30 protein-coding genes and 1 tRNA gene are annotated in these 25,227 nt (G+C 51.7%); 15 read left to right on the forward strand and 16 right to left on the reverse strand.

What is annotated here, in order from left to right; translation table 11 throughout:
- Window positions 1-49: 49 nt before the first annotated feature.
- The 3 genes from QMG93_RS29715 to QMG93_RS29725 form a co-directional block, all read right to left on the reverse strand.
- A complete protein-coding gene (locus QMG93_RS29715; RefSeq protein ID WP_281942991.1) occupies window positions 50-1,615 on the reverse strand; it encodes an extracellular solute-binding protein in 1,566 nt (521 codons plus the stop codon).
- A 158-nt stretch (window positions 1,616-1,773) separates the two neighbouring features.
- The gene (locus QMG93_RS29720) at window positions 1,774-2,652 is read right to left on the reverse strand and encodes a carbohydrate ABC transporter permease (RefSeq protein ID WP_281942993.1); all 879 of its coding nucleotides are present in this window, start codon (window positions 2,650-2,652) and stop codon (window positions 1,774-1,776) included.
- A gap of 30 nt (window positions 2,653-2,682) precedes the next feature.
- Complete coding sequence (locus QMG93_RS29725) at window positions 2,683-3,639, reverse strand: ABC transporter permease (protein ID WP_281942996.1); 957 nt, start codon at window positions 3,637-3,639, stop codon at window positions 2,683-2,685.
- Window positions 3,640-3,838: 199 nt separating this feature from the next.
- On the opposite strand from QMG93_RS29725, the gene QMG93_RS29730 reads away from it, so the two are divergent.
- From QMG93_RS29730 to QMG93_RS29745, 4 genes are all read left to right on the forward strand, one after another.
- Complete coding sequence (locus QMG93_RS29730; protein ID WP_281942997.1) at window positions 3,839-4,465, forward strand: DUF1054 domain-containing protein; 627 nt, start codon at window positions 3,839-3,841, stop codon at window positions 4,463-4,465.
- Window positions 4,466-4,664: 199 nt separating this feature from the next.
- Window positions 4,665-4,991 carry an SPW repeat protein gene (locus QMG93_RS29735; protein WP_281942999.1) on the forward strand — a complete coding sequence of 109 codons (327 nt, stop codon included), beginning with the start codon at window positions 4,665-4,667 and terminating at the stop codon, window positions 4,989-4,991.
- Between the two features lie 97 nt (window positions 4,992-5,088).
- Entirely contained in the window at window positions 5,089-5,514 is a 426-nt protein-coding gene (locus tag QMG93_RS29740; protein WP_281943107.1) for a universal stress protein, read from the forward strand.
- A 162-nt stretch (window positions 5,515-5,676) separates the two neighbouring features.
- A complete protein-coding gene (locus QMG93_RS29745; protein ID WP_281943001.1) occupies window positions 5,677-6,438 on the forward strand; it encodes a hypothetical protein in 762 nt (253 codons plus the stop codon).
- A gap of 92 nt (window positions 6,439-6,530) precedes the next feature.
- On the opposite strand, the gene QMG93_RS29750 is transcribed toward QMG93_RS29745, so the two are convergent.
- Window positions 6,531-7,730: a macrolide family glycosyltransferase gene (locus QMG93_RS29750; protein ID WP_281943003.1), complete on the reverse strand. Its 1,200-nt coding sequence runs from the start codon at window positions 7,728-7,730 to the stop codon at window positions 6,531-6,533.
- A gap of 235 nt (window positions 7,731-7,965) precedes the next feature.
- Between QMG93_RS29750 and QMG93_RS29755 the strand changes: the two genes are divergently transcribed.
- Together QMG93_RS29755 and QMG93_RS29760 are read left to right on the forward strand one after the other, a co-directional pair.
- Window positions 7,966-8,628: a TetR/AcrR family transcriptional regulator gene (locus QMG93_RS29755; protein WP_281943005.1), complete on the forward strand. Its 663-nt coding sequence runs from the start codon at window positions 7,966-7,968 to the stop codon at window positions 8,626-8,628.
- A 48-nt stretch (window positions 8,629-8,676) separates the two neighbouring features.
- Window positions 8,677-9,267, forward strand: coding sequence for a GNAT family N-acetyltransferase (locus QMG93_RS29760; protein ID WP_281943007.1), 591 nt, complete (start codon window positions 8,677-8,679; stop codon window positions 9,265-9,267).
- 68 nt (window positions 9,268-9,335) lie between these two features.
- Here QMG93_RS29760 and QMG93_RS29765 read toward each other — a convergent pair whose 3' ends face one another.
- The gene (locus QMG93_RS29765; protein WP_253407357.1) at window positions 9,336-10,514 is read right to left on the reverse strand and encodes an MFS transporter; all 1,179 of its coding nucleotides are present in this window, start codon (window positions 10,512-10,514) and stop codon (window positions 9,336-9,338) included.
- Window positions 10,515-10,872: 358 nt separating this feature from the next.
- Here QMG93_RS29765 and QMG93_RS29770 point away from each other — a divergent pair, with 358 nt between their 5' ends.
- Entirely contained in the window at window positions 10,873-12,348 is a 1,476-nt protein-coding gene (locus tag QMG93_RS29770) for an aminotransferase class I/II-fold pyridoxal phosphate-dependent enzyme (RefSeq protein ID WP_281943009.1), read from the forward strand.
- 39 nt (window positions 12,349-12,387) lie between these two features.
- Here the strand turns inward: QMG93_RS29770 and QMG93_RS29775 are convergent, their stop codons facing one another.
- Window positions 12,388-13,230, reverse strand: a complete 843-nt coding sequence (locus tag QMG93_RS29775) for a Cof-type HAD-IIB family hydrolase (RefSeq protein ID WP_281943011.1) — start codon at window positions 13,228-13,230, stop codon at window positions 12,388-12,390.
- 137 nt (window positions 13,231-13,367) lie between these two features.
- Here QMG93_RS29775 and QMG93_RS29780 point away from each other — a divergent pair, with 137 nt between their 5' ends.
- Complete coding sequence (locus tag QMG93_RS29780; RefSeq protein ID WP_025853302.1) at window positions 13,368-13,787, forward strand: DUF1885 family protein; 420 nt, start codon at window positions 13,368-13,370, stop codon at window positions 13,785-13,787.
- Window positions 13,788-13,913: 126 nt separating this feature from the next.
- On the opposite strand, the gene QMG93_RS29785 is transcribed toward QMG93_RS29780, so the two are convergent.
- The 3 genes from QMG93_RS29785 to QMG93_RS29795 all read right to left on the reverse strand — a co-directional run bounded on the left by QMG93_RS29785 (window position 13,914) and on the right by QMG93_RS29795 (window position 15,509).
- Complete coding sequence (locus QMG93_RS29785) at window positions 13,914-14,213, reverse strand: DUF1292 domain-containing protein (RefSeq protein ID WP_054972059.1); 300 nt, start codon at window positions 14,211-14,213, stop codon at window positions 13,914-13,916.
- 100 nt (window positions 14,214-14,313) lie between these two features.
- The gene (locus QMG93_RS29790) at window positions 14,314-14,928 is read right to left on the reverse strand and encodes a stalk domain-containing protein (protein WP_088833004.1); all 615 of its coding nucleotides are present in this window, start codon (window positions 14,926-14,928) and stop codon (window positions 14,314-14,316) included.
- Window positions 14,929-15,161: 233 nt separating this feature from the next.
- Window positions 15,162-15,509 carry a hypothetical protein gene (locus tag QMG93_RS29795; protein WP_281943018.1) on the reverse strand — a complete coding sequence of 116 codons (348 nt, stop codon included), beginning with the start codon at window positions 15,507-15,509 and terminating at the stop codon, window positions 15,162-15,164.
- Window positions 15,510-15,697: 188 nt separating this feature from the next.
- Here QMG93_RS29795 and QMG93_RS29800 point away from each other — a divergent pair, with 188 nt between their 5' ends.
- From QMG93_RS29800 to QMG93_RS29810, 3 genes are all read left to right on the forward strand, one after another.
- Window positions 15,698-16,441: an MBL fold metallo-hydrolase gene (locus QMG93_RS29800; RefSeq protein ID WP_281943019.1), complete on the forward strand. Its 744-nt coding sequence runs from the start codon at window positions 15,698-15,700 to the stop codon at window positions 16,439-16,441.
- 43 nt (window positions 16,442-16,484) lie between these two features.
- Window positions 16,485-16,718 carry a DUF3892 domain-containing protein gene (locus QMG93_RS29805; RefSeq protein ID WP_036677520.1) on the forward strand — a complete coding sequence of 78 codons (234 nt, stop codon included), beginning with the start codon at window positions 16,485-16,487 and terminating at the stop codon, window positions 16,716-16,718.
- Between the two features lie 169 nt (window positions 16,719-16,887).
- Window positions 16,888-18,528, forward strand: a complete 1,641-nt coding sequence (locus tag QMG93_RS29810) for an ATP-binding protein (RefSeq protein ID WP_281943023.1) — start codon at window positions 16,888-16,890, stop codon at window positions 18,526-18,528.
- On the opposite strand, the gene QMG93_RS29815 is transcribed toward QMG93_RS29810, so the two are convergent.
- Window positions 18,482-19,012, reverse strand: coding sequence for a divergent PAP2 family protein (locus QMG93_RS29815; RefSeq protein ID WP_281943025.1), 531 nt, complete (start codon window positions 19,010-19,012; stop codon window positions 18,482-18,484). The genes QMG93_RS29810 and QMG93_RS29815 overlap by 47 nt on opposite strands.
- A 118-nt stretch (window positions 19,013-19,130) precedes the next feature.
- Window positions 19,131-19,763: a molybdenum cofactor guanylyltransferase gene (locus QMG93_RS29820; RefSeq protein WP_216795852.1), complete on the reverse strand. Its 633-nt coding sequence runs from the start codon at window positions 19,761-19,763 to the stop codon at window positions 19,131-19,133.
- Window positions 19,764-19,969: 206 nt separating this feature from the next.
- On the opposite strand from QMG93_RS29820, the gene QMG93_RS29825 reads away from it, so the two are divergent.
- Complete coding sequence (locus QMG93_RS29825) at window positions 19,970-20,692, forward strand: Crp/Fnr family transcriptional regulator (protein WP_281943028.1); 723 nt, start codon at window positions 19,970-19,972, stop codon at window positions 20,690-20,692.
- Here the strand turns inward: QMG93_RS29825 and QMG93_RS29830 are convergent.
- Window positions 20,689-20,982 carry a DUF1811 family protein gene (locus QMG93_RS29830; protein ID WP_281943030.1) on the reverse strand — a complete coding sequence of 98 codons (294 nt, stop codon included), beginning with the start codon at window positions 20,980-20,982 and terminating at the stop codon, window positions 20,689-20,691. The two genes, QMG93_RS29825 and QMG93_RS29830, sit on opposite strands and share 4 nt — an antisense overlap.
- 369 nt (window positions 20,983-21,351) lie before the next feature.
- Between QMG93_RS29830 and QMG93_RS29835 the strand changes: the two genes are divergently transcribed.
- A complete protein-coding gene (locus QMG93_RS29835; RefSeq protein ID WP_281943031.1) occupies window positions 21,352-21,798 on the forward strand; it encodes a PilZ domain-containing protein in 447 nt (148 codons plus the stop codon).
- On the opposite strand, the gene QMG93_RS29840 is transcribed toward QMG93_RS29835, so the two are convergent.
- Window positions 21,775-22,725: a hypothetical protein gene (locus QMG93_RS29840; RefSeq protein WP_281943033.1), complete on the reverse strand. Its 951-nt coding sequence runs from the start codon at window positions 22,723-22,725 to the stop codon at window positions 21,775-21,777. The two genes, QMG93_RS29835 and QMG93_RS29840, sit on opposite strands and share 24 nt — an antisense overlap.
- 188 nt (window positions 22,726-22,913) lie before the next feature.
- On the opposite strand from QMG93_RS29840, the gene QMG93_RS29845 reads away from it, so the two are divergent.
- A tRNA-Val gene (locus tag QMG93_RS29845) sits at window positions 22,914-22,986 on the forward strand.
- 453 nt (window positions 22,987-23,439) lie between these two features.
- On the opposite strand, the gene QMG93_RS29850 is transcribed toward QMG93_RS29845, so the two are convergent.
- The 3 genes from QMG93_RS29850 to QMG93_RS29860 all read right to left on the reverse strand — a co-directional run bounded on the left by QMG93_RS29850 (window position 23,440) and on the right by QMG93_RS29860 (window position 24,588).
- Window positions 23,440-23,586, reverse strand: a complete 147-nt coding sequence (locus QMG93_RS29850; protein WP_281943035.1) for a hypothetical protein — start codon at window positions 23,584-23,586, stop codon at window positions 23,440-23,442.
- 386 nt (window positions 23,587-23,972) lie between these two features.
- Window positions 23,973-24,095 carry a hypothetical protein gene (locus QMG93_RS29855; RefSeq protein ID WP_281943037.1) on the reverse strand — a complete coding sequence of 41 codons (123 nt, stop codon included), beginning with the start codon at window positions 24,093-24,095 and terminating at the stop codon, window positions 23,973-23,975.
- Between the two features lie 229 nt (window positions 24,096-24,324).
- Window positions 24,325-24,588 carry a hypothetical protein gene (locus tag QMG93_RS29860; RefSeq protein ID WP_281943039.1) on the reverse strand — a complete coding sequence of 88 codons (264 nt, stop codon included), beginning with the start codon at window positions 24,586-24,588 and terminating at the stop codon, window positions 24,325-24,327.
- A 234-nt stretch (window positions 24,589-24,822) separates the two neighbouring features.
- Here QMG93_RS29860 and QMG93_RS29865 point away from each other — a divergent pair, with 234 nt between their 5' ends.
- A complete protein-coding gene (locus QMG93_RS29865; RefSeq protein WP_281943040.1) occupies window positions 24,823-25,056 on the forward strand; it encodes a hypothetical protein in 234 nt (77 codons plus the stop codon).
- The last annotated feature ends 171 nt before the right edge of the window (window positions 25,057-25,227 follow it).

The following is a 25,227-nucleotide window of genomic DNA, read 5'->3' on the forward strand; positions in this document are numbered from 1 at the left end:
TAAAAAAACGTTTACATTTCAACCGTGCATTTTTATAGAAGAGACGCAATTAACGGCGCGGCATCGAGATCGTCACGTTCGGATCTTTGCTTTTGAACTTCTCGGTCGCTTCCTTGACGACGTCGTTGCCACCCTTCGATTTCCACTCCTCGATGACCTTCGGCCAATTGGAGATCGGCTCCTTACCATAGACCATTTTGACCATATGCTGGAGCAGCACCGGAGCGGCAAAATCGGATTCCGGCGAAATGTCCGGATTTTTGATATACGCTTCCAAACGAGGCTCGAATTGGATGCCGTCGCGTCCTTCGTTTGCCAACATTGTATCATAGATGCCCATCAATTTCTGCCCTTCCGGGGTCAGGCTAAGCGTGCCTTTGTTGTACTTCGTATCCTGCACCATCCACAGGAACGCTTGGCGGTAGCGCTCTTCATCCACCCCTTGCGGGTCCGTCGGCGATTTGTACTCGATCTTGCCGTCCACCGTCTTGTAGGTCTCGCCCTCGATGCCGAACGTAAAGAACTTCTCCGCTTCGTCCGACAGCATCCAATCGAAAAATTTAATGATCGCCTCCGGATTTTTTACCTTTTTGTTGATGAACCAGGCGCGGGTGACGGAATTGTACAAGTAGTAGCCGCCCTTGCCGTCCGGACCGACCGGGGACGGAATCAGCTCGATCTTGGCGGTCGGCACGTTCGCCTGCAGCTGCTTCTCCCACTGCAGCACCTCGTTGGCGTTCATTGCCCACATGCCCGCTTTGCCCGCCAAAATATTGTTTTTGTAAACGGTCGGGTTAATCGTCGCAAACTCCTTGGAGATCAAACCTTCGTCGAACATCGTTTTGTACGTTTGCAGCGCCTTCGTCATATTGTCGACGTTGAAAAACTTCGGCACGATTTGATCGCCCTGCTGCATGTGCATAGAGAGGTAAGGGAACGCGTCGAAGGCGCCGAAGAACGTATCCGCATATTTGAAATTTTCGCGGCCCTGATACGGCTGTTCGACTCCCAGCTCCTTAAACTTCCGCAGCACGTTCAAGTATTCTTCGACCGTCTTCGGCACCGGCAGGCCCGCTTTGTCGAGCAGATCCTTGCGGATCGCGGTCGTGCGACGCGAAGGGTTAGAGAGAAACTCGGGGATCGCGTAAATTTTGCCTTGGTACGTCTCTTTTTGCCAAGCGTCCTTCGGAATTTTCTTCAGCAGGTTTTGCCCGTGCTTTTGCAGCAGATCGTCCAGCGGCAGAAAGACGCCCGCCTGAACGGAGCCGGCCATCTCCTTGCCCGCCACGCCGCCGCTGCCCTGCACGACATCGGGAATGTCGTTGGTAGCGAACATCTGGATCATCTTTTGCTCGAATTCCTTGTGCGGCACGAGCACGATGTTCAGGTCCGTGTTGGTCAGCTCCTCCAGCTTTTTCACCCATTTGTCTTCGTTGATGTTGGGCGACTTCTCCACGTGATTGAAGGCGAGCGTCCTCATCGAGATGGAGAATTTCGCTTTTTCATTTGGATTGCCGGTTCCTTCCGCCGCTTGTGGCTCCGGCGTCTTGGCGCAGGCGGTCAGCATGCTCACAGCTGCGGCCGAAGCAAGCCCGACCTTCATCCATTTCTTCATACGTACCCCTCTTTTCTGAGAAATGATATGGAGCGATTGCATCTAGTGTAAAAGGACGCCTTCTTCCGGGCATCGCCGATCGCCTGCCCAGGTTGCGCTTTTTTGGAATAACGTCCTGGTTTACCGGTCTAAGAGCTTTCGATATCGGATGCCGGAAGCTACGATTTCACGGAGCCGACCATCATGCCTTTGACAAAATGCTTTTGCAGGAACGGATAGATGAGCACGATCGGCAGCGTCGCAATGATGATCGTCGCCATCTTGATGCCCTCCGGGTCCATATGCGCCAGCGAACTGAACTGAGAGGCCGACGGATCGATGTTGATCTCGTTCGCATCGATCAGCTGGCGAAGCTTCACCTGGAGCGGCCTTAAGACCGGGTTATTGACATAGTACAGCGCATTCATGTACGTATTCCAGTGGCCTACAGCGTAAAAGATGCCTAAGGACGCCATCACGGGCTTGGAGAGCGGCATCACGATGCTCCAAATCATCCGTAGCTCGGTACAGCCGTCGATCCGGCCGGAGTCGATAATCTCCGAAGGAATCTGCATAAAGAACGAGCGCATGATGAAAAAGTTAAATGCGCTGATTGCGCCGGGAAGCAGAAGTGCCCACAACGTATTCGTCAACCCGAGACTTTTCATCAAGATGAAATTCGGAATAAGTGGAGCGCTGAATACCATCGTGATGAGCACCATGACGACAACGAGCTTCCGCCCCACATATTCTTGCCGCGATACCGGATAGGCGAGCGAAGCGGTCGCAATCAGATTGATAAGCGTACCGACCACCGTAATGTACACCGTAATCCCGAAGGAACGCCAGATCGAGGCGTCGCTGAACACATATTGATAGTTGATCCAGGTGAAATCAACGGGCCAAAACAATACTTTTCCGGCAATGACGGCCTCGGAGCTGCTGAACGATTGCGCCAGCACGCCGAGGAACGGCAGAAACATCGCCAGCCCGAGCAAGGTCAGAAAAATAAGATTCGCCGCGTTAAAAACTTGCCAGCTTGCGCTTGCTTTTTTCATAGCTTTTACACCTCCCGCTTCCCGCAGCCGTTAATACAAGCTTTCCCCGGTTGTTTTCTTGCTGAGCGTATTGCCGATGACGATCAACAACAGACCGACGACCGATTTGAACAAGCCGATGGCCGTCGTATAGCTGAACTGCTGCCCGAGCAGACCGACCTGATAAATGTACGTGTCCAAAATTTCGCCGTTGTTTTTGTTAAGCGGGTTCAGGAACACGTAGACGCGCTCGAAGCCGAAATCCAGAAACTTGCCGATGTGAAGCAAAAACATGATCATGATCGTCGGCAGCAGCGCCGGAATCGTAATGGATAGCGTCTGGCGCCAACGGCTCGCGCCGTCCACCTCGGCCGCCTCGTACAAGTCCGGGTTGACGCCCGCCAGCGCCGCGAGAAAAATGATCGTCCCGTACCCCGAATCGCGCCAGATGCCGGAGCCGATAAGCACCGTGCGAATCCACGATTCTTCGCCGAGGAAGTAGACCGGCTCGAAGCCGAGCCAGCTGATGAACTGGTTTACCGCTCCGGTCGACGGCGACAGGATGCCGATGGCGATGCCGCTGACGATGACCCAGGACAAAAAGTGCGGCATATAGACGACTGTCTGCAGCACCCGCTTGTACAGCACCAGACGCAGCTCGTTGAGCAGCAGCGCCAGGACGATCGGCGCCGGGAACGCGATGAGCAGGTCGTACAATCCGATCAGCAGCGTATTGTTGAGAATGTTCAAAAAATCGTAATGGGCGAACATCCGTTTAAAATGCGCGAGGCCGACCCATTTGCTGCCCAAAATGCCTTGAAAAATATTATAGTCCTGAAAGGCGATCACCGAGCCGAGCAGCGGAACGTACTTGAAAACGAAAAAATAGACGATCCCCGGAACCGAGATCAAATAAAGCGTTTTGTATTTCCACATGAACCGCAGTACGTTTTTACGGGTCCCGGATTTATAGCCGACCGTTTTCACCGCCTGCATTTTTACCGCCATGCGTGCCCCCTCCTTTATCCGTCTTGTAATGTAGCTTCATCCTACTCTGTAAAAACGCTTTCAACAATGGAATGCCTTTTCTCGCACTTGTGTTTTTTTTGGCTCCGGACGAAAAAATGTCGTTAGTCGTCGAACGCGTGCCCGGACGTCCCATTTTATGCTATATTGTTGTCATCGATAAAAAAAGGAGTTTTCAGTCATGCAGTTTACCGGCTTTACCGAAACGGATTTCGAAACCTTTGCGATAGAAGGTCTGGAAGGACGAATGGAAGCGATTCGCTCGCGCATTCAGCCCAAGTTCGGCGCCATCAGCAGCGAGCTGCTGGATGAGATTGCCGTGCAGGCCGGAGAAGAGATGTATTTGCACATTGCCAAGCATGCGCGCCGCAAGGTAAACCCGCCCGTCGACACGTGGATGTCGCTGTCAAGCAGCAAGCGAGGCTACAAGCAGCTTCCCCATTTTCAGATCGGCATGTTCGACGACCGGGTGTTCATTTGGCTCGCCCTGATCTACGAGCTGCCGAATAAGCAGGCGATTGCCCAAACGTATTTGGATCGCCTGTCGGAGGTCCGCTCCGCATTGCCCGAAGATTTCGTGCTTTCGTTCGATCATATGCAAAAAGACGCAGTAGCGGTGCGGGATTTGGATGACAGCCAGTTCGAGCAAGCGCTCCGTCGTTTTCGCGACGTGAAAAAGGTCGAGCTGCTGGTCGGCCGCAACATTCCTGCCGATGATCCGGTGCTGGCAGACGGACAAGCCTTCCTCCGGCTGGCTAAAGAAACAATGATCTCCGCCCTGCCTTTATACAAGATGGCCAAGGTATAAGCAAGGACAAGGCCTCCCTCCGGCTTAAGCCGATGATGGGGGCCTTTTTCTATGTTTCGCGGTGCCACATGTTTCCCAGCCCCTGAACCTCCCACACCACTCACATTTTTTACAATAATTAGCGGAAATTTAGCACCTTTTGAAATCGGTTGCATATAATTAACATCGAACGGCCATCCATTTTCAGGGAGGGGTAGGCATGAAGAAAACTGCGGTTCGCAACCTGCTGGCTGCGCTCATTGGTCTTTGGTTCATAGGCGCTCCGTGGATTCTCGGTTATTCCGGCCATTCCGGAGCTTTGTGGAGCAGCATGGTCGCGGGCTTCGCTGAACTCGCCTTCTCGCTGCTGGCATTGGGCAAAACAGGCTGGGACTCGTGGCAGCATTGGATAGCGTTTTTGGCAGGCGTTTGGTTTATGATGCTGCCCTTCGTCTTCTCGTTCGGTCTGGGGATGACCCTCTTCATGCTGGTGCTCGGCGTAGTGACGATCCTCTTGAACTTTTATAATATGAACGAGGTGCTTTAAAATATTGTTTTTAATTTTCTGAATTTTCCGTCAGGTAAGCGGTTGTTTGTGGTATAATAAAATCGTAACCCACTAAACCGCAAATGAGGTGAGGATGATGTTATTTTCTAAAATCCTTGTTGCCTATGACGGTTCGAATTTATCGAAGAAAGCCTTAAAACGTGCGGTCGAATTGGTTCAGGAACAATCTCACAGCCTACATCCTCCGCGGCTCGAAATTATTCATGTGTACGCCCTACCTACTTATATCGGCAGCGAATATGCGGTTAACAGCAATTACATCGAAGCTGCCGAAGCGACGATCGAGGAAGCCAAGTCGCTCATCCCGTCGACGCTAAACGTGAAATTTACGCTGACCCGGGGGCAGCCGGCCTACAGCATCCTGGAGCATGCGGAAGAGATCGGGTGCGACCTGATTGTCATGGGAAGCCGGGGACTCGGGAAAATCCGCGAGTTCTTTCTCGGAAGCGTCAGCCATAACGTCGTGCAGCAGGCTAAGGTACCCGTGCTGATTGTGAAATAAACCGGATTCCATATCATCCGACCAGACCGCCCGACCGGCGGTCTATTCGTCGTTGCTCAAAATTTTATTTTAGCCTAAGCTTGCTTTAAAGTGAGGTTAAGCCTGGTTGCCTATCCTAATCATGGTTGCAAAACCAATCCAACATCAGGAAGGTGAACCTGCATGAAGCAAACGCATGCGAAACGGGTAATCGTCTCCACGCTGGCTCTTGCTCTTCTGCTCGGAGGCGGAGTCCTGTATGGAACCGGACAATCGGCGCACGCCGAAGATGCGGCCGCGCAGCAGCCGTCCGAGACGAAAGCGAAAGCCGGCCCATTCCAAGAGTGGTTCGGCGAGCGAAGCGAGCGCAACGGCTCCAAGGACTCCGACGCTTCCGCCAAAGGCATGCCGATCTTTGAAGAAGCCGCTGCGATTCTCGGCATGGACAAAGCCTCGCTGATCGCCTCGCTTAAAGCCAAGACGCTCGTACAGCTGGCCGCGGAGAAAAACATGAGCGAAGCCGACTTCGTCGCCAAACTGCAGGCAGCGCGCAGCAAAACGATCGACGAAGCCGCAGCTTCCGGGAAACTGACCGCCGAGCAAGCGGAGAAGCTCAAAAGCCGCATGGCGGAGCACCTGAAAAAGATGGCGAACCGTACCTTTGACGGCAACGGCCGCTTCGGCATGCATACGAGCAAAAAACATCTGAGCATTGCGCCGGACAAGCTTGCCTCCATTCTCGGAATGACCGAGGACCAGTTGAAAATCGAACTGAAATCGGGCAAATCGCTGACCGACATCGCGCAAAGCAAAGGAATCTCCAAAGCGCAGCTGGTCGGCAAAATCAAGGACGAAATGACCCCGTGGATTGAGAACATGGTCGACCGCAGGCTTTCGCAGGACAGGAAGAAGTCTGAAACGAATAACGCTCCAACCGCCCCATAGCACTTACAATTCAATAGTAGTGCTTATATCCTATACCGTCCCGACAGGGACGGTTTTTGGCTTTTCAACCTTTGCGAAAATGGCAGTGAGTGTCACTTCATGCCTAGACTTCGTTTATACGCGAAGATCTCCTCGACGGCCCGATGATACCCGCCAGCAGCTCGGAACGAATCGCCAAGCTCAACGCACACCTTTCGGATTGAAGCATCCATGAGTACTCGTTCCGCCGCCTCTCTGAGCTCTCCGGCTGTTAAGCCTTCTTGCTTCAGGTGGGTACCCGCACCGATTTCGGCCACGCGCCGCGCCACAACAGGCTGGTCGGCGCTTTGGGGAAATACAATCAGCGGCACACCATAATAAAGGCCTTCACTGGTGCTGTTCATCCCGCCGTGTGTGATAAACAATTTGGCGCGTTGTAGCACTTCGAGTTGCGGCACGTAGTCGCGAACGATAAAATTCGCTGGAATGTCTTCCAATTCCGCAATCTGGGTTTGTCTGCCGACGGATAGAATCACAGTGTACTTCGTTTCGGCGAACGCCGCAAAACAGAGTTTGTAAAAATCCACGGCTTGATTGAAAACGGTGCCCAGCGATATGTAAATCAGATGCTCCGTGTCCATAGCAGAGAAATCAAATTGACCCTGTGTGCGCGGTACGATAGACGGTCCAACAAACTTGTAGGTCTCGTCGAAGCTTTCTCCATCCGGTTGGAAGCGTTTCGACGTGTAGACGATAGTCATTGGCGCGGGATTGCAGAAAACCTCGTAGGCGGAGCCGATTTGCACATTGTATTTTGCTTCCATCGTACTGACCAGTTGGTGATACTCCTGTTGTGCACGTTCATTCACGTCTGCCGGAAAATGGTGCGAGAGGCGATCTTGCAGACGGTCAAAGCTGTTTTGTTGAAATGCAAAACTTGTGCAAGAGTTGATTGCCGGCAGGTCGAGTATTTGCGCAAGCAAACGCCCGCAGCCGAACATCGAGTCATGAATGATGTAATCAAAGCGCTCTCCTTTTGTTTGCTCCAGGACACTGGGAATGACGATGTCGGCCGTGCGCAATAGTCCTCCCACTCGTGCCCAAGGCGTTCTTCCTCCGGCAAGGAACGCCTCCAGAAATTTGCCTTCATCAAATGTGATCACCTTCGCCCCCGTCGGCTCGACGCGATCACGAAATTGTTCCGCTACAAAGTAAACCACCTCTTCGCCGCGACGGATAAGTTCTTGAACCACACCGAGGGTTGGATTGATATGTCCTTCAGAGCCTCCGTTGATCAGCAAAACGCGTGCCATAGTTCATCACCTTTCATGAAGAAATATACCGCTTCGAACGCCTGCCAGCTGATTTTTCGCGCAGGTCCGATAATCCCGTTCAAAGACTGATTTTATTATATCGTAAAGCTATATCAAAATACCTAGCCTGAATCACCTTCCAAATCAACGCTTTCGAACGCTCGTTCACACTTCAGGACAATTTTGGTGTATAATATATGAGGCTCCCGAACTATGCATCAAAGAGGTGTGAGTCATGTTATCCGAATCGAACGAAGATTGGATCGAGCAGCTGCTTAAGCTAAGCGACGAAGAACCGAAAATGACGGAAAAACAAACGAAAATCCTGCATGCGGCCATCGAAATTTTTGCCGAGAAAGGTTACGCCGCAGCTTCTACCAGTGAAATCGCGCAAAAAGCAGGCGTTGCGGAAGGCACGATCTTCCGTCATTACAAAACCAAAAAAGACTTGCTGCTGTCCATCGTCCGTCCGATCATGGCTAAGCTCGTCGCCCCGTTCGTCCTCCGTAACTTCACGCCGGTGCTGGAGGCGAAGTATACCCGGTACGAGGACTTTCTGCGATCACTTATCCGCAACCGTCTGGAGTTCGCCCGCCAGCATTTGCCCATGATCAAAATTTTGATGCAGGAAATTCCGTTTCACCCCGACCTCCAGGAGCAGTTCAAGACAGACGTCATGAACGAAGTATTAATGCGAATCAAGAAAGTGATTGTTTTTTTTCAACAAGAAGGGCAGATCATCCCCCTTCCTGCCGCCACCGTAGTCCGGCTGACCGCCTCGGTCATCATCGGCTTCCTAATTACCCGTTTCCTGCTCGTACCGGAACAAGAATGGGACGAGGAAGAAGAAGCGGAGACGTGCATCCGCTTTATTATGCACGGACTCGCCACTCGGTAAGCTGTGGAGACATACGCTTCATACTCGGGTTCCAAAGGAGACAGCTTCATGATTGTACACGGAGACCGGATTTATATCCGACCTCTTGAATTACCGGATGTCCCGGCGCTTCATCTGCTGCGGGCGGAAAATGAAACGTTCTTCCGTCCATTCGAGCCTCTGCAGGACAGTAACGCTTTTACCCTTGACGCCGTACGAGAATCCCTGGTGAAGACGATCGCCGAACGCGAGCAGGACAGCGCCTACGCCTTCGGTATTTTCCTGAACGGCACGGACGAGCTTATCGGCCGGGTCAGGCTATCATCTATCGTTCGAGGGCCATGGCAAAACGCCAATCTTGGGTATTACATATCCGAACGCTTGAACGGGCAGGGCTACATGTCCGAGGCGGTCGGACTTGTGCTCCGGTTCGCATTCGAGAACTGCGGACTCCACCGGGTTCAAGCGGCCATCATGCCTCGTAACAGAGGATCGATACGCGTGGTCGAAAAAAACGCCATGCGGCTGGAAGGCCTGGCCCGTAACTATTTGCAGATCCACGGCGTATGGGAAGATCATGCGATCTATGCCATGACGCGGGAGGAATGGCCCCCGGCCCCCGGCGATCGGACGGATTCGGCGCTGAGCCATCTGGTGTGAATAAGAAAGAAAAGCCGTCGCAGCGAACAATCGCATGCGGCGGCTTCTTTGCGTTCCTCTTGATTTCGTTATACGGGCTGCCCGGCTGCCCGGGTATCTGCGCGATCTGCGACGATAAAACGGTACAGCAAGTACAAGGCCGCAATACAAAGGACCGCTCCAGTCACGAACGGCACACTGTGGTTGTAATCGTAAATGCCAGCCCCGAGCAGCGGCCCGGTAATACGGCCCAAGCTGTCCATTGAGGAGCTTAAACCGGAAGCTACCCCTTGCCCGACCTTGGTCTTCTGCGTAATCAGCGAGGTGACGCAAGGACGAATCAGCGCGTTCCCTGCGGCGAAGACGCTCAAGTAAATCGACGCGGTAAGCAGGCTGCTGGAGAACAGGATCAGAACGAAGCCGAGTGCCGACAGCAGCAGGCCGATGCCGATCACACGGGCTTCCTGACCTTTTTTGATCAGCCGCCGGACCACGCCGCCTTGAATCAAGGCGCCGACGACGCCGCTTACCGCGAACATGATGCCGAGCTGTGTCGGCGTTGCGCCGATCTGATCCCGTTCGAACAGCAGTAGCGTCGCCTCCAGCCCCGCCAGCGTGAACGAGACGAAGAACGAAAGCACGTACAAGTATTTGAGCGAACCGACGAATGCGCTCCAGCGGGAAGCTTTCGCTTCTCTTGGTTTGCTCCGCATTTCCGGGGTCAGCGACTCCGGCAGCATGAAGAAGGCGAACGCGAAGGTGGCCAGCGCCAGCGCGGAAGACGCGAAGAACGGCACCTGCAGCCCGAAGTGGCTCAGCAAACCTCCGAACGCCGGGCCGAAGATGAAGCCCAGACCGATCGACATGCCGACAAGCCCCATGCCCTTGGTGCGGTTCTCTTCAGTCGTAATGTCCGCGACATAAGCGACGGCGCACGCGGTTGTTGCTCCCGAGAACAAGCCTCCCAATATCCGCGACACGTACATCAGCACAAGGTTATCCCCGGCCATGCCGAACAAAAAGAAGCTGACACTGAAGCCGAGCGCCCCCGTCATGATAAGCGGGCGGCGTCCGATCCGGTCCGATAGTCCACCCCATACAGGAGACATCAGAAACGACGCCAAAGAATAGACCGACAACAGCATGCCGAGATGAAAGCTGTCGGCCCCCGATCCGGTGACAGCGTCGGGAAGCACCGGGATGATAATACCGAAGCCGATAAATATCGTCATCAGCAGTACCATAATAATAGCTAGCTGTTTTTTCATATGCGTAACTGTTCCTCCCGATTTGTTGGTTGATCCTAAGACGGCCTGAGCCGCGGGTTCGGCCGAAGCCATTGGCAGAAATTATTCTTATCGTACCATAACTTTTTTGACGATGGAAACGAAAGCTTTTTAAGATTAACAAAATCGACAAACCTGCGCGCGGAAGCCTTTGAAATGCGCGTCCGGCAAGGCTTTTTCCGTCTCCGTTCGCCTCCGCGGTTAATTATTCGGCCAGGTCAACAAACTATTTACCAAAAACCGCTTGCATCCGCGTCGCTTTTTGCTATACTCATTTTGTTTGCTTTTTTCCGGCGAACACTGGCATAGCCAACAATACTCGTACACACGAAGGGTAGGGATGACCGTGGATCAAACGAAAACTCCTCTGTTTACCGCACTTAAGGAGCATGCCGGGCGCAATCCGGTACAGTTTCACATTCCAGGACATAAGAAAGGTGTCGGCATGGACCCCGAGTTCCGGGAGTTTATCGGTGATAACGCGCTCTCCATCGACCTGATAAATATAGCTCCGCTCGATGACCTGCACCAGCCGACCGGCGTCATCGAAGAGTCCCAGAAGCTGGCCGCAGCCGCGTTCGGGGCCGATCATACGTTTTTTTCCGTGCAGGGCACCAGCGGCGCCATCATGACGATGATCCTTACCGTCTGCTCCCAAGGCGACAAAATCATCGTTCCGCGCAACATTCACAAATCGATCATGGCCGCGATCATTTTCGCCGGCGCGAAGCCGATCTTCTTAAAGCCGGTTCGCGACGAAAATCTCGGGATCGATCACGGCGTGACGACCAGCTCCGTCAAACGCGCGTTGGAGCGCCATCCGGACGCCAAAGCGCTGCTGGTCATCAATCCGACCTATTACGGCGTATGCGCGAACCTGAAGGAAATCGTAGATATCGTGCACAGTTACAATATTCCGGTGCTGGTGGACGAGGCTCATGGCGTGCTGATTCATTTCCACGACAAGCTGCCGATGGCCGCCATGGAGGCCGGCGCCGACATGGCCGCTACGAGCGTGCATAAGCTCGGCGGCTCGATGACGCAAAGCTCCGTGCTGAACATTCGCGAAGGACGCGTGAACGTGCGCCGTGCGAAGACGATCATCAGTATGCTGACGACGACTTCGACGTCCTATATTTTGCTCGGGTCGCTGGACTGCGCGCGGCGGAATCTGGCGCTGAACGGCCACATGATGGCGGAACAGACGCTGGAACTGGCGAACTACGCCCGCGAGGAAATCAACCGTATCCCGGGACTGGAATGCTTCGGAGAAGAAATTTTGGGTACGGAAGCGACCTACGATTACGATCCGACAAAGGTCAATATCCACGTGCGCCATCTCGGCATTACGGGCTACGATGCGGAAAATTGGCTGCGCGAGCACTATAATATCGAAGTCGAGCTCAGCGACATGTACAACGTGTTGTGCCTCATAACGCCGGGCGATACGCGCGAAAACGTCGACACCCTGCTTGACGCGCTGCGCCGGATGTCCGAGGAGAACTACAACATTCGCCAGGCGAACGAACTGGTCATCAAAATCCCTAAAATTCCGCAGCTCGCCCTGGCTCCGCGCGACGCGTTCTACGGAGACACAGAGCTGATTCCGTTCAAAGAATCGGCTGACCGCATTATCGCCGAATTTATCTACGTCTACCCGCCAGGCATTCCGATTCTGCTCCCGGGCGAAGTCATCTCGCAGGATCTCATCGACTACATTACCGAGCATATCGACGTCGGGCTGCCGGTCAAGGGACCGGAAGACCGCAGCATCGAATACGTTAAGGTCATCGTCGAAGCTCCCGCGATTTTCTAGAAAAATTCAAAGCTTCTCCTCTGGGGAAGCTTTTTTATTTTACGCTAGCGTCCCCTGCCGGACTTGTTCTTCCAGCCATTCGATCGCGTCGGCAATCGCATGCTCGTTATGGTGCTTGCCGTGGCGCTTGGCGGCGTCCAGAAGCTCAGGATGCGCATTGGCGACGGCGATACCGATACCTGCCCGGCGTATCATCTCCAAATCGTTCAGATGATCTCCAAGCGCGATGCAGCGCTCCATCGGGATGCCCAGCTCCGCCGCCAACTGTTCCAGTGCATGCCCCTTCGTCGCTTCCGGAGGCAGCATCTCGAAATATTTGTCGTCCGAACGAACCCAGACGACCTCCGTCCCTGCCGTCAACCGCTCGATCTCGGATACGGCTTCATCGAGCAGCGACGGCTCCCAGGCGAACAGCAGCTTAATCCACGGCTCGGATACGTCGTCGAACGAATTCAGCCGCAGCAGCGGAAATTTCTCCACGGCCCGGTGACGCTCCGTCGCTGCATTCTCCTGCAGCACATAGGGCGCCGTTCCTCCGCGCACATACAATTCCGCACCGATGCCGGGAAAGCGCTCAAGAACGCGCCCCACCGCTTCCTTGGCCGAGGCAGACAGCGTCCGTTCCCAGACGGCCTCTCCGCGGCTGAAATCGTGAATGACCGCTCCGTTGTATAAAATGGCCGGGGCATTCACGGGCAGCTGCTCCACGAAAGGCCGGACCGAGCCGGCGATCCGCCCCGTCGCGAGCGTGAACCGGCCGCCCAAGCCCGTAAACCGTTCGATGGCGGCTCGATTTTCGCCGCTTATTTGTTTGGCGCTATCAAGCAGCGTCCCATCCATATCCGTCACCAGTAAATACCCTTCAAACCTTCTGTCTTTCATCGCTCTCTCCCTCTTCCCTGCCCGTCTACCGTTGCCGGAACAAGTATTGTAATTGATTTTTCTTAATGCTATGATGTTCATGGTACTTCAAACAAGAAAATCGTTCCAGTCCATATGTATAGGCAGGTGCATTCATCATGGCGCAAAGCGCTTATATCAAGTTCGTCGAAGGGTCCGCCGTTTCCTCCCTGACGTTAGATGAATTGAAGGCCCAGCTGGAGCATTACCGCGAGCAGCTTGCGCTGACCGGCAAACAGCTCAATTGGGAATACGACGAAGCCGGATTTCCGTATGAGATTCAAACAAAACCCGAAGGGGAAGGCAAGTGGTTTTATTTAAAAGCAACAAGTCCGCGCTACAAATATATTGTGGCAGGCGTCGGATCGGAGACATCGGGCGAAACGCAAAGGCATTACGTCCAGTTTGTCCTTCCCGAGGACGCCACGCATGGCGACAAAGCCAAGGGTAACGAGTTTTGCAAATATCTCGCCAAGCTGTGGAAAGCGGAGCTGCATTTATTCAACGGACGAACCATGTACTTCAATCCGCGTAAATAAACGTCCCAAAAGACCGTTGCCCGCCTTAGCGGAAACGGTCTTTTTCGACTCTTCCCCCTGCCTATCGCAGCCGCTTAAAAAGCGAAAACCTTTCTTGCAAGCAAGAAAGGTTTTTTACGGTATTCGTTATTGCTGCTCTTGTTCTTCCACAATTTCATTGTAGATTTGAACAACGCGATCCCACTCTTCTTCGTCTTCAATGCTCGCAAGAAAAGCTTCGCCGTCCTCTTCGTCTATCCGAAAAATAACGCCATCTGCCTCCATATCGTTACGATCGAGAAGTACAGCATAGGCCCGGTCGTTAGCTTCGAAAGTGTATACCATCACCATCTCATGCTCGACTCCGTCTTGGTCGGTCACGATAAAGATATCGTCCTCATGATCGTGATCGTGATCGCAGGAAGCGTCATGAATGTGATCGCTCATGGGAAAACCTCATTTCATCTTAATTTAATGTTCTCCCGTATCGTACCACGCACGACAAGACGAAGTCAATGAACCGGGTTATGCCTACCGTCCGCCGGCCTTATTCGGATGCGATCACCTTTTCCGAAACGACCGTATAGTCGCTGCGCTCGTCCGGTTTGATCGAGAACTTCACGACATAGTTCCCGGATTCGGCAAAGGTGACGTTAAACGGCCACGGGTACCAGAAGCTTTCCTTCTGGCCGTTGACGGCTTTTTCATGAACCGCCACTTGCTCCCCGTTCGGAGCGTGGATCGAGATTTTGAAAGAAGAAATCGGCGTCGTCAGACTGTCTACTTGCGCAAACACGGCAAAGTCGAGACGGTCGCCCTTCTTCACGCCGCCGAACGGCTGTTTGATCGAATAGTCGTCATTGACCTTCTTCGCAACAAACATATGTACGTTCGGCTTGGTAATGGAAACGGTCTTCGCAGCGTCGTCCCACTTCACGAGCGCCTGCAAAGATTCAGACAACACGCGAACGGGGAATACGGCGCTTCCCTTCGCGACAAAAGCGGGTGTCTCACCGTCTTTGAACGGCTTTTCCGCATTATTGATCATCAACTTTACTTTCGGAAAACCTTCGAAATCGCCCCACATGGAGCTGGCGTACGCTCCCGCTGTTCCGAACAAGGAAAGCGACAGCACCAGCGTCAGCAATCGCGGCACCTTCATTTCCAGCAACCTCCATCATGTTTCTTCGTTCTGCTATCTTATACTCCATAGCGCGGTAAGAGTTGCGCGCTTCGTCCAGAAAACTTTCAGCTTTTTTTAAGCGCCCCTCTAGATGTTGTGTGTGAAGAAGATTTTTTCCTTTTTCTATACAAAATATGCCAACAAAGTCGTCATTGTCGAACGGTGCTTCCGCAAGGCGAGCCGTGGCGATTCGTGCGCTTGCCCGGGAAATTTCAGCTCACGCCCCCAAGGAGCTCCTGCAGCTTTTCTTCGCATTTGCCCTTCAGCACGATAGGCATCATGGAGCAATGAAACTCGTAGCCTTGAAATACATACATGACATGGTAGTGACGCTCCGGGGTCACTTCCTCCAGAACGATGCGGCATCCGCTCTGGCGCAGCCGCTGCTTCACATGGTTATGCTCCCGCTCGGCCAATCGCAGCAGCCGTTCAAAAAGCCCTTCCCATATTCTAGATAACTTCATCGCTTCGGCATGCTTCCGGTCCCGCTCAAGTGCCTTAAGCAAATAAAGCGTGACGACATACTGATGCACCCACGGTTCCACTGTCGTATTTCGCATGTTTCCTCACCTGCTGGATTTAAATAAAGATGTGTTTTAATTATACAGAACATTTGTTCCTATTACAAGAAGGACAAGATGTATTAAATTTACCCAAAATGTGACAAACCCATCTTGAATCGTGTAAGATAACCATGGTAAATTTAAAATCATATCCGGCTGGAAGCCTTAACGAGCGGAGGAACCAAGTGAGTCTGCAAATTCAAATGATCGGTACGGGAAGCGCATTTGCGAAAACGTACTATAATAATAATGCCTTGGTTTACGCCGGCGGCTTCACGCTGTTAATCGACTGCGGTTATACCGCGCCAAGAGCTCTGCACGAGCTCGGCGTCTCTCTGGATCAGATCGATGCGGTGCTTATCTCCCACATTCACGCGGACCATGTCGGGGGACTCGAAGAGCTTGCCTTTCGTTATATGTACACATTTAAAAGAAAAATACCGTTAATCGTATCCTCCAAACTGGAAACGATCCTATGGGAGCAATCGCTGCGCGGCGGACTGGAGAATCTGGCGGAAAACGTTACATCCCTTAACGATTACTTCAATGTCGTCGCACTTGGCGAGCATACGCCGACAACCCTCCATCCCGGTCTGACGGTCGAACTCCTCCCGGCCAATCACATCCCGGGCAAGCCGTGCTATTCGGTCCTGCTGAACGGCAAAATCTTCTTCAGTGCCGATACCCGGTTCAACGGTCCGCTGCTGCACGAGCTTCATAATAAGGGCTGCGCCGTATTTTTGCATGATTGCCAACTCCACTCCCCCGGCATTGTTCACGCCACTTTGGACGAGCTGATGACGCTGCCGAAGCTGATTCAGCAAAAGACGCTGCTGATGCACTATGGCGACGATATGCCCCAGTTCATCGGCAAAACCGGGGATATGACGTTTATCGAGCAGTTCAAAACCTACACGTTCGAAGCATAAAATGCCTCCATCCGGCGCATGATATCCATGGAGGCGATACCGCATGGAACAAAACAAACAGCAAGTCGTAGCCGTACGCAAAAACGGCGACGGCGACATCGTCGAATTGAAGCTATCTTCCGGCCAGGTGGTCGATTACTTGGAAGCGCAGCAGCTGGCCAAAAACGGGCAGCTCGAGAACGTGAACGTATTCCGCGGAAGAGACGGAGACGAGCACTTGCGCTCCAACGCTGACGGAGATCCAAGCAACAATCTCGATAATCTGCCCGGATTTTAAACCCGGAGAACCAAGCGCAGCCCGACAGGCGTTCCGCTTGGTTCTCTTTTTTGCACCCCAAAAAAGTTTTTACTGAATTTGGGAGTTCAAGCAGGAATTCCACCTCCCCGTACAGAATTTCTCTTAGTACTAATAAATCTACGGATCAGTCGGGAGTTGGAGTTCCAATATGAAAGGTAGCTGGATCTTCCTCATTTATACCGGTTTGGTTTGCGCTTCCTCCCTCTATCACGATCAGGCCTCAAGTCCGCTGCTGCTCGTTCTCGCATCCCTTGGCTACACACTCACGCATATCCGTTCCGCTCACACGTTCATACCGGCGCAGCTTGTCGTCCAACTCAGTCTTCTTGTTGCGCTTCATGCCGCAAGCTTAAGCGATTGGTGCTTCCCGCTTTACTTGCTGCATATGTGCAAGCTATTCTACGGAACAGCTCCTTTTCGCTATGCGGTTAGCGCCAATGCGGCCCTGATGCTGGCTTATGCCCTCATTTCAATGGCCGGCCGGCCCTTCAGCTGGAGCACGCTGATCGAAGTTGTGTTTACGGCAGGAACCTGCTTGCTGCTTGCTTTTATGTTCCGCAAATACATTTACGATATCGAGCAGCAAAAACAGCTGCTTACCAAGGAGAAGAAGCATCTGAGTACTCACGATTCGCTAACAGGCCTATATAATTTCCAGGAATTTCATAAACAAATGGAGCAGCTCGTCAAGCAAAAAGAACCCGTTATCCTCGTGCTCATCGACTGCAAAGATCTCAAATCGCTGAATACGACAAACGGTTTTCAGGGCGTGAACAAAATTTTGAGACAAGCGGCCGAGCTGCTGCGTATCATGTTCCCCGACGCTTTATTGATATGCCGCTATGGCGGAGACGAATTTGCGATCGTGCTCCGATCGGACGATATGCAGGAGACGGTCAATGCCGTCACACAGCTGCTTGCTTCCGAATTCCCTAAGCTGACCGGCATCGAAATCAATTTCGGTATGGCCTGCTATTCCCGGGACGGGGTGACCAAGGACGATCTCATCGTTGTTGCCGAGCACGGATTGTATATGATGAAGCGGGAAAGCTGGCTAAAGCGCGAGGAGCATATGCTGCGGTCGGAGAAGCTTCGCGTCGTCGGCGAGCTGGCTTCGGGCATGGCGCACGAAATCCGCAATCCGCTGACGACGATCAAGGGGTTTCTGCAGTTGTCCAAAGCCGGGGAATACAACATTGAGCCTTGGTATGAGCTGATTATGGACGAAATTAACCGGATGAGCATGCTGACCGCCGAATTTTTGCAATTTTCCAAGCCGCATGTCACCCAGTATAAAATTCAATCGATTCAAGGCTGTATTTACCGGGTTCTCTCGCTGCTGGATTCGGAGACGACGAGACTCGGACACCAAGTAAGATTCGAACACGACGACCGGGATATTCAAATGCTGATGGATCAAGATAAGATGCTTCAATTGCTGCTAAATCTGGTCAAAAATGCTTTTGAAGCGATGCCCGGACAAGGCGTCGTCCGAATCCGGCTGTTTGCCGCGGGACCCTATGCCGTGATTGAAATTTCAGATACCGGCAAAGGCATTCCGGAGTCGGAGCTGGATAAAATTTTTATCCCGTTCTATACGACCAAAGATTCCGGAACGGGTCTGGGCTTATCCATCTGTCATAAAATCGTGCAGGATCACGAAGGGACCATTGAGGTAGAGAGCGTGCCGGACGAAGGCACCAAATTTACGATTACTTTGCCGACGTCCGGGACAAACGATCTTATTGAACCATACGAGAGCTCAGCGTGTACAACGATTTCCGTATAAAAGATGCCCATGCTGTCGCCGGGCGATGCTGGGGAAACTCCGTCATATAGCTGAGCCAACCGATTGCCGCCCCGATGGCTGCCCCTCCCAACACTTCTTCCGGCAAATGGCCTAACCGTTCTTCCAGCTCTTTGTCTTTGCGATGCACATGAGGAGGATGCTGCTCCGTTAATTTAACGAGCACATCCTCCAGCTGGTTTACCTCCGATGCGATCATGCCGGCATGACGGCGAATCCCCATGGCGTCGTACATCACGATCAGACTCAATACGACCGCAAGCGAGAATGAGATGGAGGAAGCCCCTTTCTTAAGCCCGACATAAGTCGCGAGCGACACGACTCCGGCCGAATGCGAGCTTGGCATGCCGCCGGTCCGAAACAGGTCCGCCCACTCAAAACGGCCGCTCTCACGGATCCGGTCGGGTATTTTCAGCGCTTGTGCCGTACCTATAGCGGCAAGGGACGTCCATAACGCCCGATTCATCAGCCATCACCTCAAGCATAGCATCGTAATCCGCCGCTGTTTCTATACTTGGCTTTTCACTTCCATAGCTTCCAGCACGAACCGGGAAAATAAAAAGGCGGAAAAGCTCCGCCCTTGTTTACCGGAATACGCTTCGGACCTGCGCCTGCGCCCGCGAAACCGCTTCCGAATACTGCTTTTCTGTTTTAATCCGAAATGTAAAGGCATCCCCCAAATTTTGCTTGCGAAGCATATCCGCTTCAACGCAGCCCCAACGAAGCTTGCGTAGAAACGACATCCAGCCTGGCTGTACGTCGTTTCCCGATTCCAGCAGAGGCATCAATGCCGTGAGACAGCTTTGGCGGTATATGCCATGCAAAGGCTCGGGCCGTCCCGATACCTCCGGCAGCACGGCATCGTAGCCGAAGACGCTCCGGTGCTCCGCCAGAAAGGAGGCTGCTCTTGCCGAAATGAACGGCATGGCCCCGCCGGTGACCCATAGCTCCGGGTATCTGGACAAGGTAAGCGCCGCATGAAGCCCGCCGAGAGGTCCGCGGCCCGGGTAAAAATCCGTAATGATACGTACGGACCGGGGGACATGTTCAAGAAAAATTTTGGGCTCGTTCGTTACGATAATGACTTCTCCGCAGATCGTAAGCATTTCGCGGATTTGTTTCGCTACGACCGTTTCACCAGCCAACACCAACAGTTCCGCGGGACGGCCTTCAATTCGCCGCGGGTGACCGCCCGCCAATAGCACTCCGGTCATCATAACGTTTTCACTTCCCCCATATAATGTGATTCTAATCTTCACTATACACGTCGGGCGAAGTGCTGCATGTTACAAAGATCACAAAAAAATGTGAAGATTTAAGGAAGTGTGATGTAAATCACATCACAAATCCTGCGGAATAAGGTATGTTAGATACAACAAAACCTACAGAGGTCTTTACCAGACCGACGCCGGAGGTATGTACCATGACGGATATGCTGCAACGAAAACCGGTCAGCCAAGTGGCCAATTCGGATTGTTTTACAGAAGAAAGCTTGACGAAGCTTAAGGAAATTATGTATGAAATGAGAGCCGAAGCCGGAAATCATTTGTTCTGGGAAGGCGATACGGCCGATAAACTGTACTTTTTGAAGCGCGGTCAAGTGAAGATTACGAAAGCCAGCGATGAAGGGAAAAGCTTCATCCTTTATGTCTATAATACCGGAGACTTGTTCGGACAGGTCGATCCTTTTCAAAACTCCGTTCACAGCTTTAATGCCGAAGTCACGGAAAACTCTATCATCGGGGTCATCCAGCAAAAAGATTTAGAGGTTCTGCTGTGGCAGCATGGGGATCTTGCCGTCGAGTTCATGAAGTGGATGGGACTTATGCATCGGATGACTCAAACGAAATTCCGCGATCTCATGATGTTCGGCAAGCCCGGCGCTCTCTGCTCGACGCTGATCCGGCTATGCAACACATACGGCAAAAATCACGGATCGGAAATCGTCATCACCAAAAAGCTTACGAACAGCGAGCTTGCCGACATGATCGGCGCAACCCGGGAGAGCGTCAACCGGATGCTCGGCGATCTGAAGCGCGCCAATATTATTGCCATGGAAAACAATTACATCGTCGTTAAAGATTTGCCTTATCTCCGCGACATCTGCCAATGCGAGAATTGTCCGGTTGATATGTGCCGCATCTAGAGCCGGGTCAGCATCGATATCGGGAAGCTGGCATCCGGCTCTTCCCCTAATGTCCCCCAAGCCATAATACCGTTCACATAGCTTAAAATAAACGGTAGCTGCACATGCTCCACCTTATACACCCCTGGCGGAAAATCGGACGGATCGAGCGTATAAGCTTGCGCCGTATAATATTTGCGCTCGATCACGGAGCGCTGGCTTGGAAATTCCGCCCGGTCCATCTCCTCCCGCAGGCTCTTCATTTCCTGCTCCAATTCGGCCATGGTCATTTGGCTGTATAATTTTTTCATCCGCGATTCTCCGTTCCCATATATTGTTCTGCAAGTTTAATCATGTTAACAAGTGTAACAAAGTTTTAATGTTCTTTTTCCGACAATATTGTATAATAGATTTATCCGAATTTGGAAGAGAGGACCACTTCGAATGAAAGCCCTCCCTCTCCCAACGGCTCGCCGATACTCAGCGAGATCGACCGGATTGAAATATCGGAAACAGCGCCGTTCTGCACAGCAAGAATCACAACCTTAGCATTCAACCGCCGCTCTATTCCTGAGCGGCTTTTTACTGGAAAGCGGTTGCTTAAGCCAGACCCGCTCTGTTATAGTAAACGTTAATTTGCCTCTTCACCCTGCTGCAAAGGACTGTTGGAGATGATGAGTATGGAAAAAAACAAGCGCAGCTTTTTTCGTTTGCGCTTTCAGCAGCCGCTATGCGCGGAATTAAAACTTATCGGAATGGACGATCTTGAGCCGGAATTCAAAACGACGAAAGCCGCCATACTGGACCTTAGCGCCGGTGGGGCCCGCTTTTTTACTGCAGCCCTACTGCCGGACGAAAGCCGTTTGTTAATCGAGCTGAAGTTTACCGCTCTGGCCAAAGAATACCGGACACTGGGGATGCTTGTGCGCTCCGGGCAGACGGAAACCGGTCATCCGGAATACAGCATTCAGTTCTCGCATAACGAAAAGGAGACGGCGGCATTGACCAGCATGATCAATCAATTAGCGATCAAGCTTCGCAAAGCCACCGTCATCTCGCAATGCAGCTTTTGTACGGAAGAAGATCTAGCCGAATTCGGAATATTACGGGCGGAGCTGGCCAGATAACCCGGCGATCAAATACGTTTTGCCGGAATCGGTATACCCGACCCAGCTGCGGAACAACAATTGATCCGGCCGAAGGGAGTCGTGAAGCTCCTTGAGACCCAGCACAGCCGCTTCGATCCCGTATTGCCCGAACGCTTCGAACAAGAAGCTCGTCCTCTCCTTATCGGTTCGCCGCCGGTCCAACTCCTCGGCGATCCATTGTTTATCCTCGTCCAGCAAAATCATATCCGTCCATACCGTCACCCGGCCGTCGGGTTTTACAAGTGACAGCAGCATCCGGTTATAATCCGATATCAGGCTGTTCCGAAGGTATCCCAGCGCCTCGACAATTTGCCGGGTTTCATTTTCGTTGTAATTCTCCATGTAGCCGTAAAATTGCATGAGCGCATCCGGATAAAACAATTGCGTATGCACACCCGAGGAAACGACGAGCGAAAACGTTTTTTTCAAATGAGGCATCGCCTCCAGCCCGCGCACGCGAAACGCACAGTCCCTTAAGTAATCCGTTATTTCTCCGGCAGGCTTACCTTCCGCCAGCAGCTCCTCAAACGTTTCGTAGAAGGAAATTTGGTCCAGCCGGGTATAGTCGACCCGCGTTAAGGAACGAACCCGGTTGTTAGCGATTCCTCCGCCCGAATCGAGCCATTCTTGCAGCATATTATCTTCTGTATCCAACGCGGTCACCTGCTGAAAATGGACGGAAAGCCGAGGCAAGCCGACATCTCCGTGATTCCCCGCTCCCAGTACGACGGCTTTCTCCGGCATAGACAGCAGCGATACGGAGTCCTCTACCAGCCGGTTGACCTGGTACCGGTGCGTTCCCCATTCCTGCTCGCCCCAATCCAACGCTTCTTGCTCCGGTTCTAGCTGCTCGCTCTCTCCTCCTTCGATATGCGGCTGCAAATGCGCCCATCGAAAATCTCTCATCAAAGTCCCCTCTTTTCAAATGCATGTCGAACTTACTCTATTATACCATAACGAATGTATAGGGATAAAAGAGAGAGGCATGGCGGAATAAAGCCATATTTACAAAAACAAAAAAATTAAAGGATAACGCTTGACATTATGCGCCTATCTTGGTATTATAGAAAACGTCCCCGCAAGATATAAAATTTGACTTGTTAGCTCAGCTGGGAGAGCACCATCTTGACAGGGTGGGGGTCAGTGGTTCGAGCCCACTACAGGTCATTAAAGCAGAAAGCCGCGATCCTTTATAGGACGTGGCTTTTCTCATTGTAACAGCAAATTTAAAATTACTGATACAGATGCAAAAATAGCAATTTGGGGACAAGTTGGGGACGGCCGCCGATTTACACAAAATACACGCGAAAAAGCCCCGAAGCTATCGAGCCGGGGCTTTAGTAATTTTTCTTGGAAATTTTCATCTTGAACCGTACACCTGCCAACCGCTCCCCGGGTCCTCCCGTTCTCATGCCTGGATCAACGTGATCCGTTCAGGATTGGCCGGAGACCAAGAAATATAACCTTCCCTCGCCAGCTCCGCCAAAGTGTCCAATAGCTTTTTTTGACTCTTCCCTGTCTTTCTCCCCAGCTCGATTAAAGAAGGCATCCTTTTACGGCCGATAGGAACTTTTGTTTGCATTTATTATATGCGAACACGAAACAAAAAAGTGCAGAGCGTTATCCTTCCTCCGCCGCGAAATGGAGATAACCGTCAAATTCGTCTCGCCCCATCTTTTCGTTGATCGCTTTCAAGATGTAAGCGTTCACGCCGGAGAGCAGCGTGCATATGACCTGCACCTCCGAATGATACAAAGCAAGCTTCATCGATAAGTAACAGGAAGGGGAGGTCAGGCCCTCCTCTTCCGCCTCACTTGCTTTACTGACATCATAATCGAATCGTATTCATCAATCAAGAGGGACAAGTCCATATAAACTAAGGGGTAAAGGACATTTCCCTCGATCTTGTACTCAAGGATTTTGGGGAGCATCGCGTGTTAACCCTCCTAAAGCATTCTTTTTCCCAATACTAACATAATTCGCGGAGGTAGCCCATGGCCGAAGAGCGGAAGATCATAAGTGACTTAAAATTCCTTCAACAATTTTGGAGTGCCGAAGCATTAGAACGCACCGACAAAGCCGGGCAGAAATTTGCCAAGGGCGCCAGCTCGGTTTCGAAATCGCGGCGGCGATCCTAGAGGCACAGAAATAATTCAGGGGGCTTCGGCCCCTTCAAATAATGCCGGGCGAACGGCAAGCGGGGTGCGGTTAAAATGGACTTCACAAAAAAGAATAATTGGACGGTCGAAATGCTGGAAAAAACGGTAGTCCTTCATACAGTTTTACGTCCCGAGGAACGAGGGAATATGACTTACTTTGGATGGCAAAGCTTGATTGCGAAAAAACCGTAGGCGGGATTATTTATCCACAATCAAACTGAGGAGGACGGTGTAAGGGATGGGAAATAAGATAAAAAAAGCACCCCTAAAGGTGCTGAAGAATTATTTGAGATATCACTGTGTAACATGAATGGAAAAATCCCCAATATTCGTTTTTACAATCGTATCACCAGGGAGCAACCCCATACACATCGCAGTAGAACATGTTGAGATACGAACGGCGGATTACTAGATCGACCACGCCATACGGGCTAGAGGAAGCATTTCTAACGGCGTGTAACCTAATCTTTTCACCGACTTTTAGATTTAATTGTTTTACAGCTTGAGTATTGGCAGATTGTGTGGGAGCTGTAGGTTCTGCTGCGGCAACTCCAGTCATTAAGGATACTGCCAAAACAGCACTGGACAGAATTTTAAATGCAGTTTTCATAAAATCACCCCTTTGTATAATTTTACAAATCAATTCTATCAAACACTAAATGGATATACTACGAAATATTTATTAATATATACATATATTGAAGATTCAGTAACATTGGAGGGAAGGGAATGGCCCGCCGCGGAACGGGCCGAAACCTATCGGCACAATCTGCTTGGATGATTCCCAATATCTGCATATAGTATTATACTTCTATCAAAGCCAAAGACGAGGGCAGAACGAGGGATGATGAAATTGGAAAAGGTTTGTAGGTTGAAGGGTAACGATAAATGGGTGGAATTGCGTGTTCGAGAACATGCGGGAAAAGTAGCTTTTACGGCATTTGAAAGAAATCCAGTTAACAGAACCCGAACAAAGTATCTGGGGCAAGATATTTCTCGTGCTTGGTCCTCGGTGTGTGCAGTAATTGACGATAGAAAAAAACCGACAGAGCTTGAAAAGTACGCCCAAAGTGAATAGTACGAAACATCTTCAAAAGCAAACAAAAAGAGTCCCAGCCAGTGGTCTTAATAATCCTCTCAACTTATTAACATTTAATTCATTTCCCCTCGCGGAGTTTATCTGTGAGTTTTTTTGTTTTTTAAGGATAAAACACAGATTAACTTTTGTTAACCTCAGTAAAAGGCTTCC

The organism is Paenibacillus tyrphae, assembly GCF_027925525.1.
GTDB lineage: Bacteria > Bacillota > Bacilli > Paenibacillales > NBRC-103111 > Paenibacillus_G > Paenibacillus_G tyrfis_B.

Coding starts and splice junctions, on each gene's coding strand:
- QMG93_RS29780 (WP_025853302.1), top strand. CDS start 13,368: ATGGCGCAAAGCGCTTATATCAAGTTCGTCGAAGGGTCCGCCGTTTCC.
- QMG93_RS29810 (WP_281943023.1), top strand. CDS start 16,888: ATGAAAGGTAGCTGGATCTTCCTCATTTATACCGGTTTGGTTTGCGCT.
- QMG93_RS29750 (WP_281943003.1), bottom strand. CDS start 7,730: ATGGCACGCGTTTTGCTGATCAACGGAGGCTCTGAAGGACATATCAAT.
- QMG93_RS29835 (WP_281943031.1), top strand. CDS start 21,352: ATGGAAAAAAACAAGCGCAGCTTTTTTCGTTTGCGCTTTCAGCAGCCG.
- QMG93_RS29730 (WP_281942997.1), top strand. CDS start 3,839: ATGCAGTTTACCGGCTTTACCGAAACGGATTTCGAAACCTTTGCGATA.
- QMG93_RS29860 (WP_281943039.1), bottom strand. CDS start 24,588: ATGAAAACTGCATTTAAAATTCTGTCCAGTGCTGTTTTGGCAGTATCC.
- QMG93_RS29720 (WP_281942993.1), bottom strand. CDS start 2,652: ATGAAAAAAGCAAGCGCAAGCTGGCAAGTTTTTAACGCGGCGAATCTT.
- QMG93_RS29770 (WP_281943009.1), top strand. CDS start 10,873: ATGACCGTGGATCAAACGAAAACTCCTCTGTTTACCGCACTTAAGGAG.
- QMG93_RS29830 (WP_281943030.1), bottom strand. CDS start 20,982: ATGAAAAAATTATACAGCCAAATGACCATGGCCGAATTGGAGCAGGAA.
- QMG93_RS29715 (WP_281942991.1), bottom strand. CDS start 1,615: ATGAAGAAATGGATGAAGGTCGGGCTTGCTTCGGCCGCAGCTGTGAGC.
- QMG93_RS29745 (WP_281943001.1), top strand. CDS start 5,677: ATGAAGCAAACGCATGCGAAACGGGTAATCGTCTCCACGCTGGCTCTT.
- QMG93_RS29855 (WP_281943037.1), bottom strand. CDS start 24,095: ATGAAGGACTACCGTTTTTTCCAGCATTTCGACCGTCCAATTATTCTT.
- QMG93_RS29850 (WP_281943035.1), bottom strand. CDS start 23,586: ATGAAGCTTGCTTTGTATCATTCGGAGGTGCAGGTCATATGCACGCTG.
- QMG93_RS29725 (WP_281942996.1), bottom strand. CDS start 3,639: ATGGCGGTAAAAATGCAGGCGGTGAAAACGGTCGGCTATAAATCCGGG.
- QMG93_RS29840 (WP_281943033.1), bottom strand. CDS start 22,725: ATGAGAGATTTTCGATGGGCGCATTTGCAGCCGCATATCGAAGGAGGA.
- QMG93_RS29865 (WP_281943040.1), top strand. CDS start 24,823: ATGATGAAATTGGAAAAGGTTTGTAGGTTGAAGGGTAACGATAAATGG.
- QMG93_RS29755 (WP_281943005.1), top strand. CDS start 7,966: ATGTTATCCGAATCGAACGAAGATTGGATCGAGCAGCTGCTTAAGCTA.
- QMG93_RS29795 (WP_281943018.1), bottom strand. CDS start 15,509: ATGCGAAATACGACAGTGGAACCGTGGGTGCATCAGTATGTCGTCACG.
- QMG93_RS29760 (WP_281943007.1), top strand. CDS start 8,677: ATGATTGTACACGGAGACCGGATTTATATCCGACCTCTTGAATTACCG.
- QMG93_RS29805 (WP_036677520.1), top strand. CDS start 16,485: ATGGAACAAAACAAACAGCAAGTCGTAGCCGTACGCAAAAACGGCGAC.
- QMG93_RS29790 (WP_088833004.1), bottom strand. CDS start 14,928: ATGAAGGTGCCGCGATTGCTGACGCTGGTGCTGTCGCTTTCCTTGTTC.
- QMG93_RS29785 (WP_054972059.1), bottom strand. CDS start 14,213: ATGAGCGATCACATTCATGACGCTTCCTGCGATCACGATCACGATCAT.
- QMG93_RS29820 (WP_216795852.1), bottom strand. CDS start 19,763: ATGATGACCGGAGTGCTATTGGCGGGCGGTCACCCGCGGCGAATTGAA.
- QMG93_RS29825 (WP_281943028.1), top strand. CDS start 19,970: ATGACGGATATGCTGCAACGAAAACCGGTCAGCCAAGTGGCCAATTCG.
- QMG93_RS29765 (WP_253407357.1), bottom strand. CDS start 10,514: ATGAAAAAACAGCTAGCTATTATTATGGTACTGCTGATGACGATATTT.
- QMG93_RS29775 (WP_281943011.1), bottom strand. CDS start 13,230: ATGAAAGACAGAAGGTTTGAAGGGTATTTACTGGTGACGGATATGGAT.
- QMG93_RS29815 (WP_281943025.1), bottom strand. CDS start 19,012: ATGAATCGGGCGTTATGGACGTCCCTTGCCGCTATAGGTACGGCACAA.
- QMG93_RS29735 (WP_281942999.1), top strand. CDS start 4,665: ATGAAGAAAACTGCGGTTCGCAACCTGCTGGCTGCGCTCATTGGTCTT.
- QMG93_RS29740 (WP_281943107.1), top strand. CDS start 5,089: ATGTTATTTTCTAAAATCCTTGTTGCCTATGACGGTTCGAATTTATCG.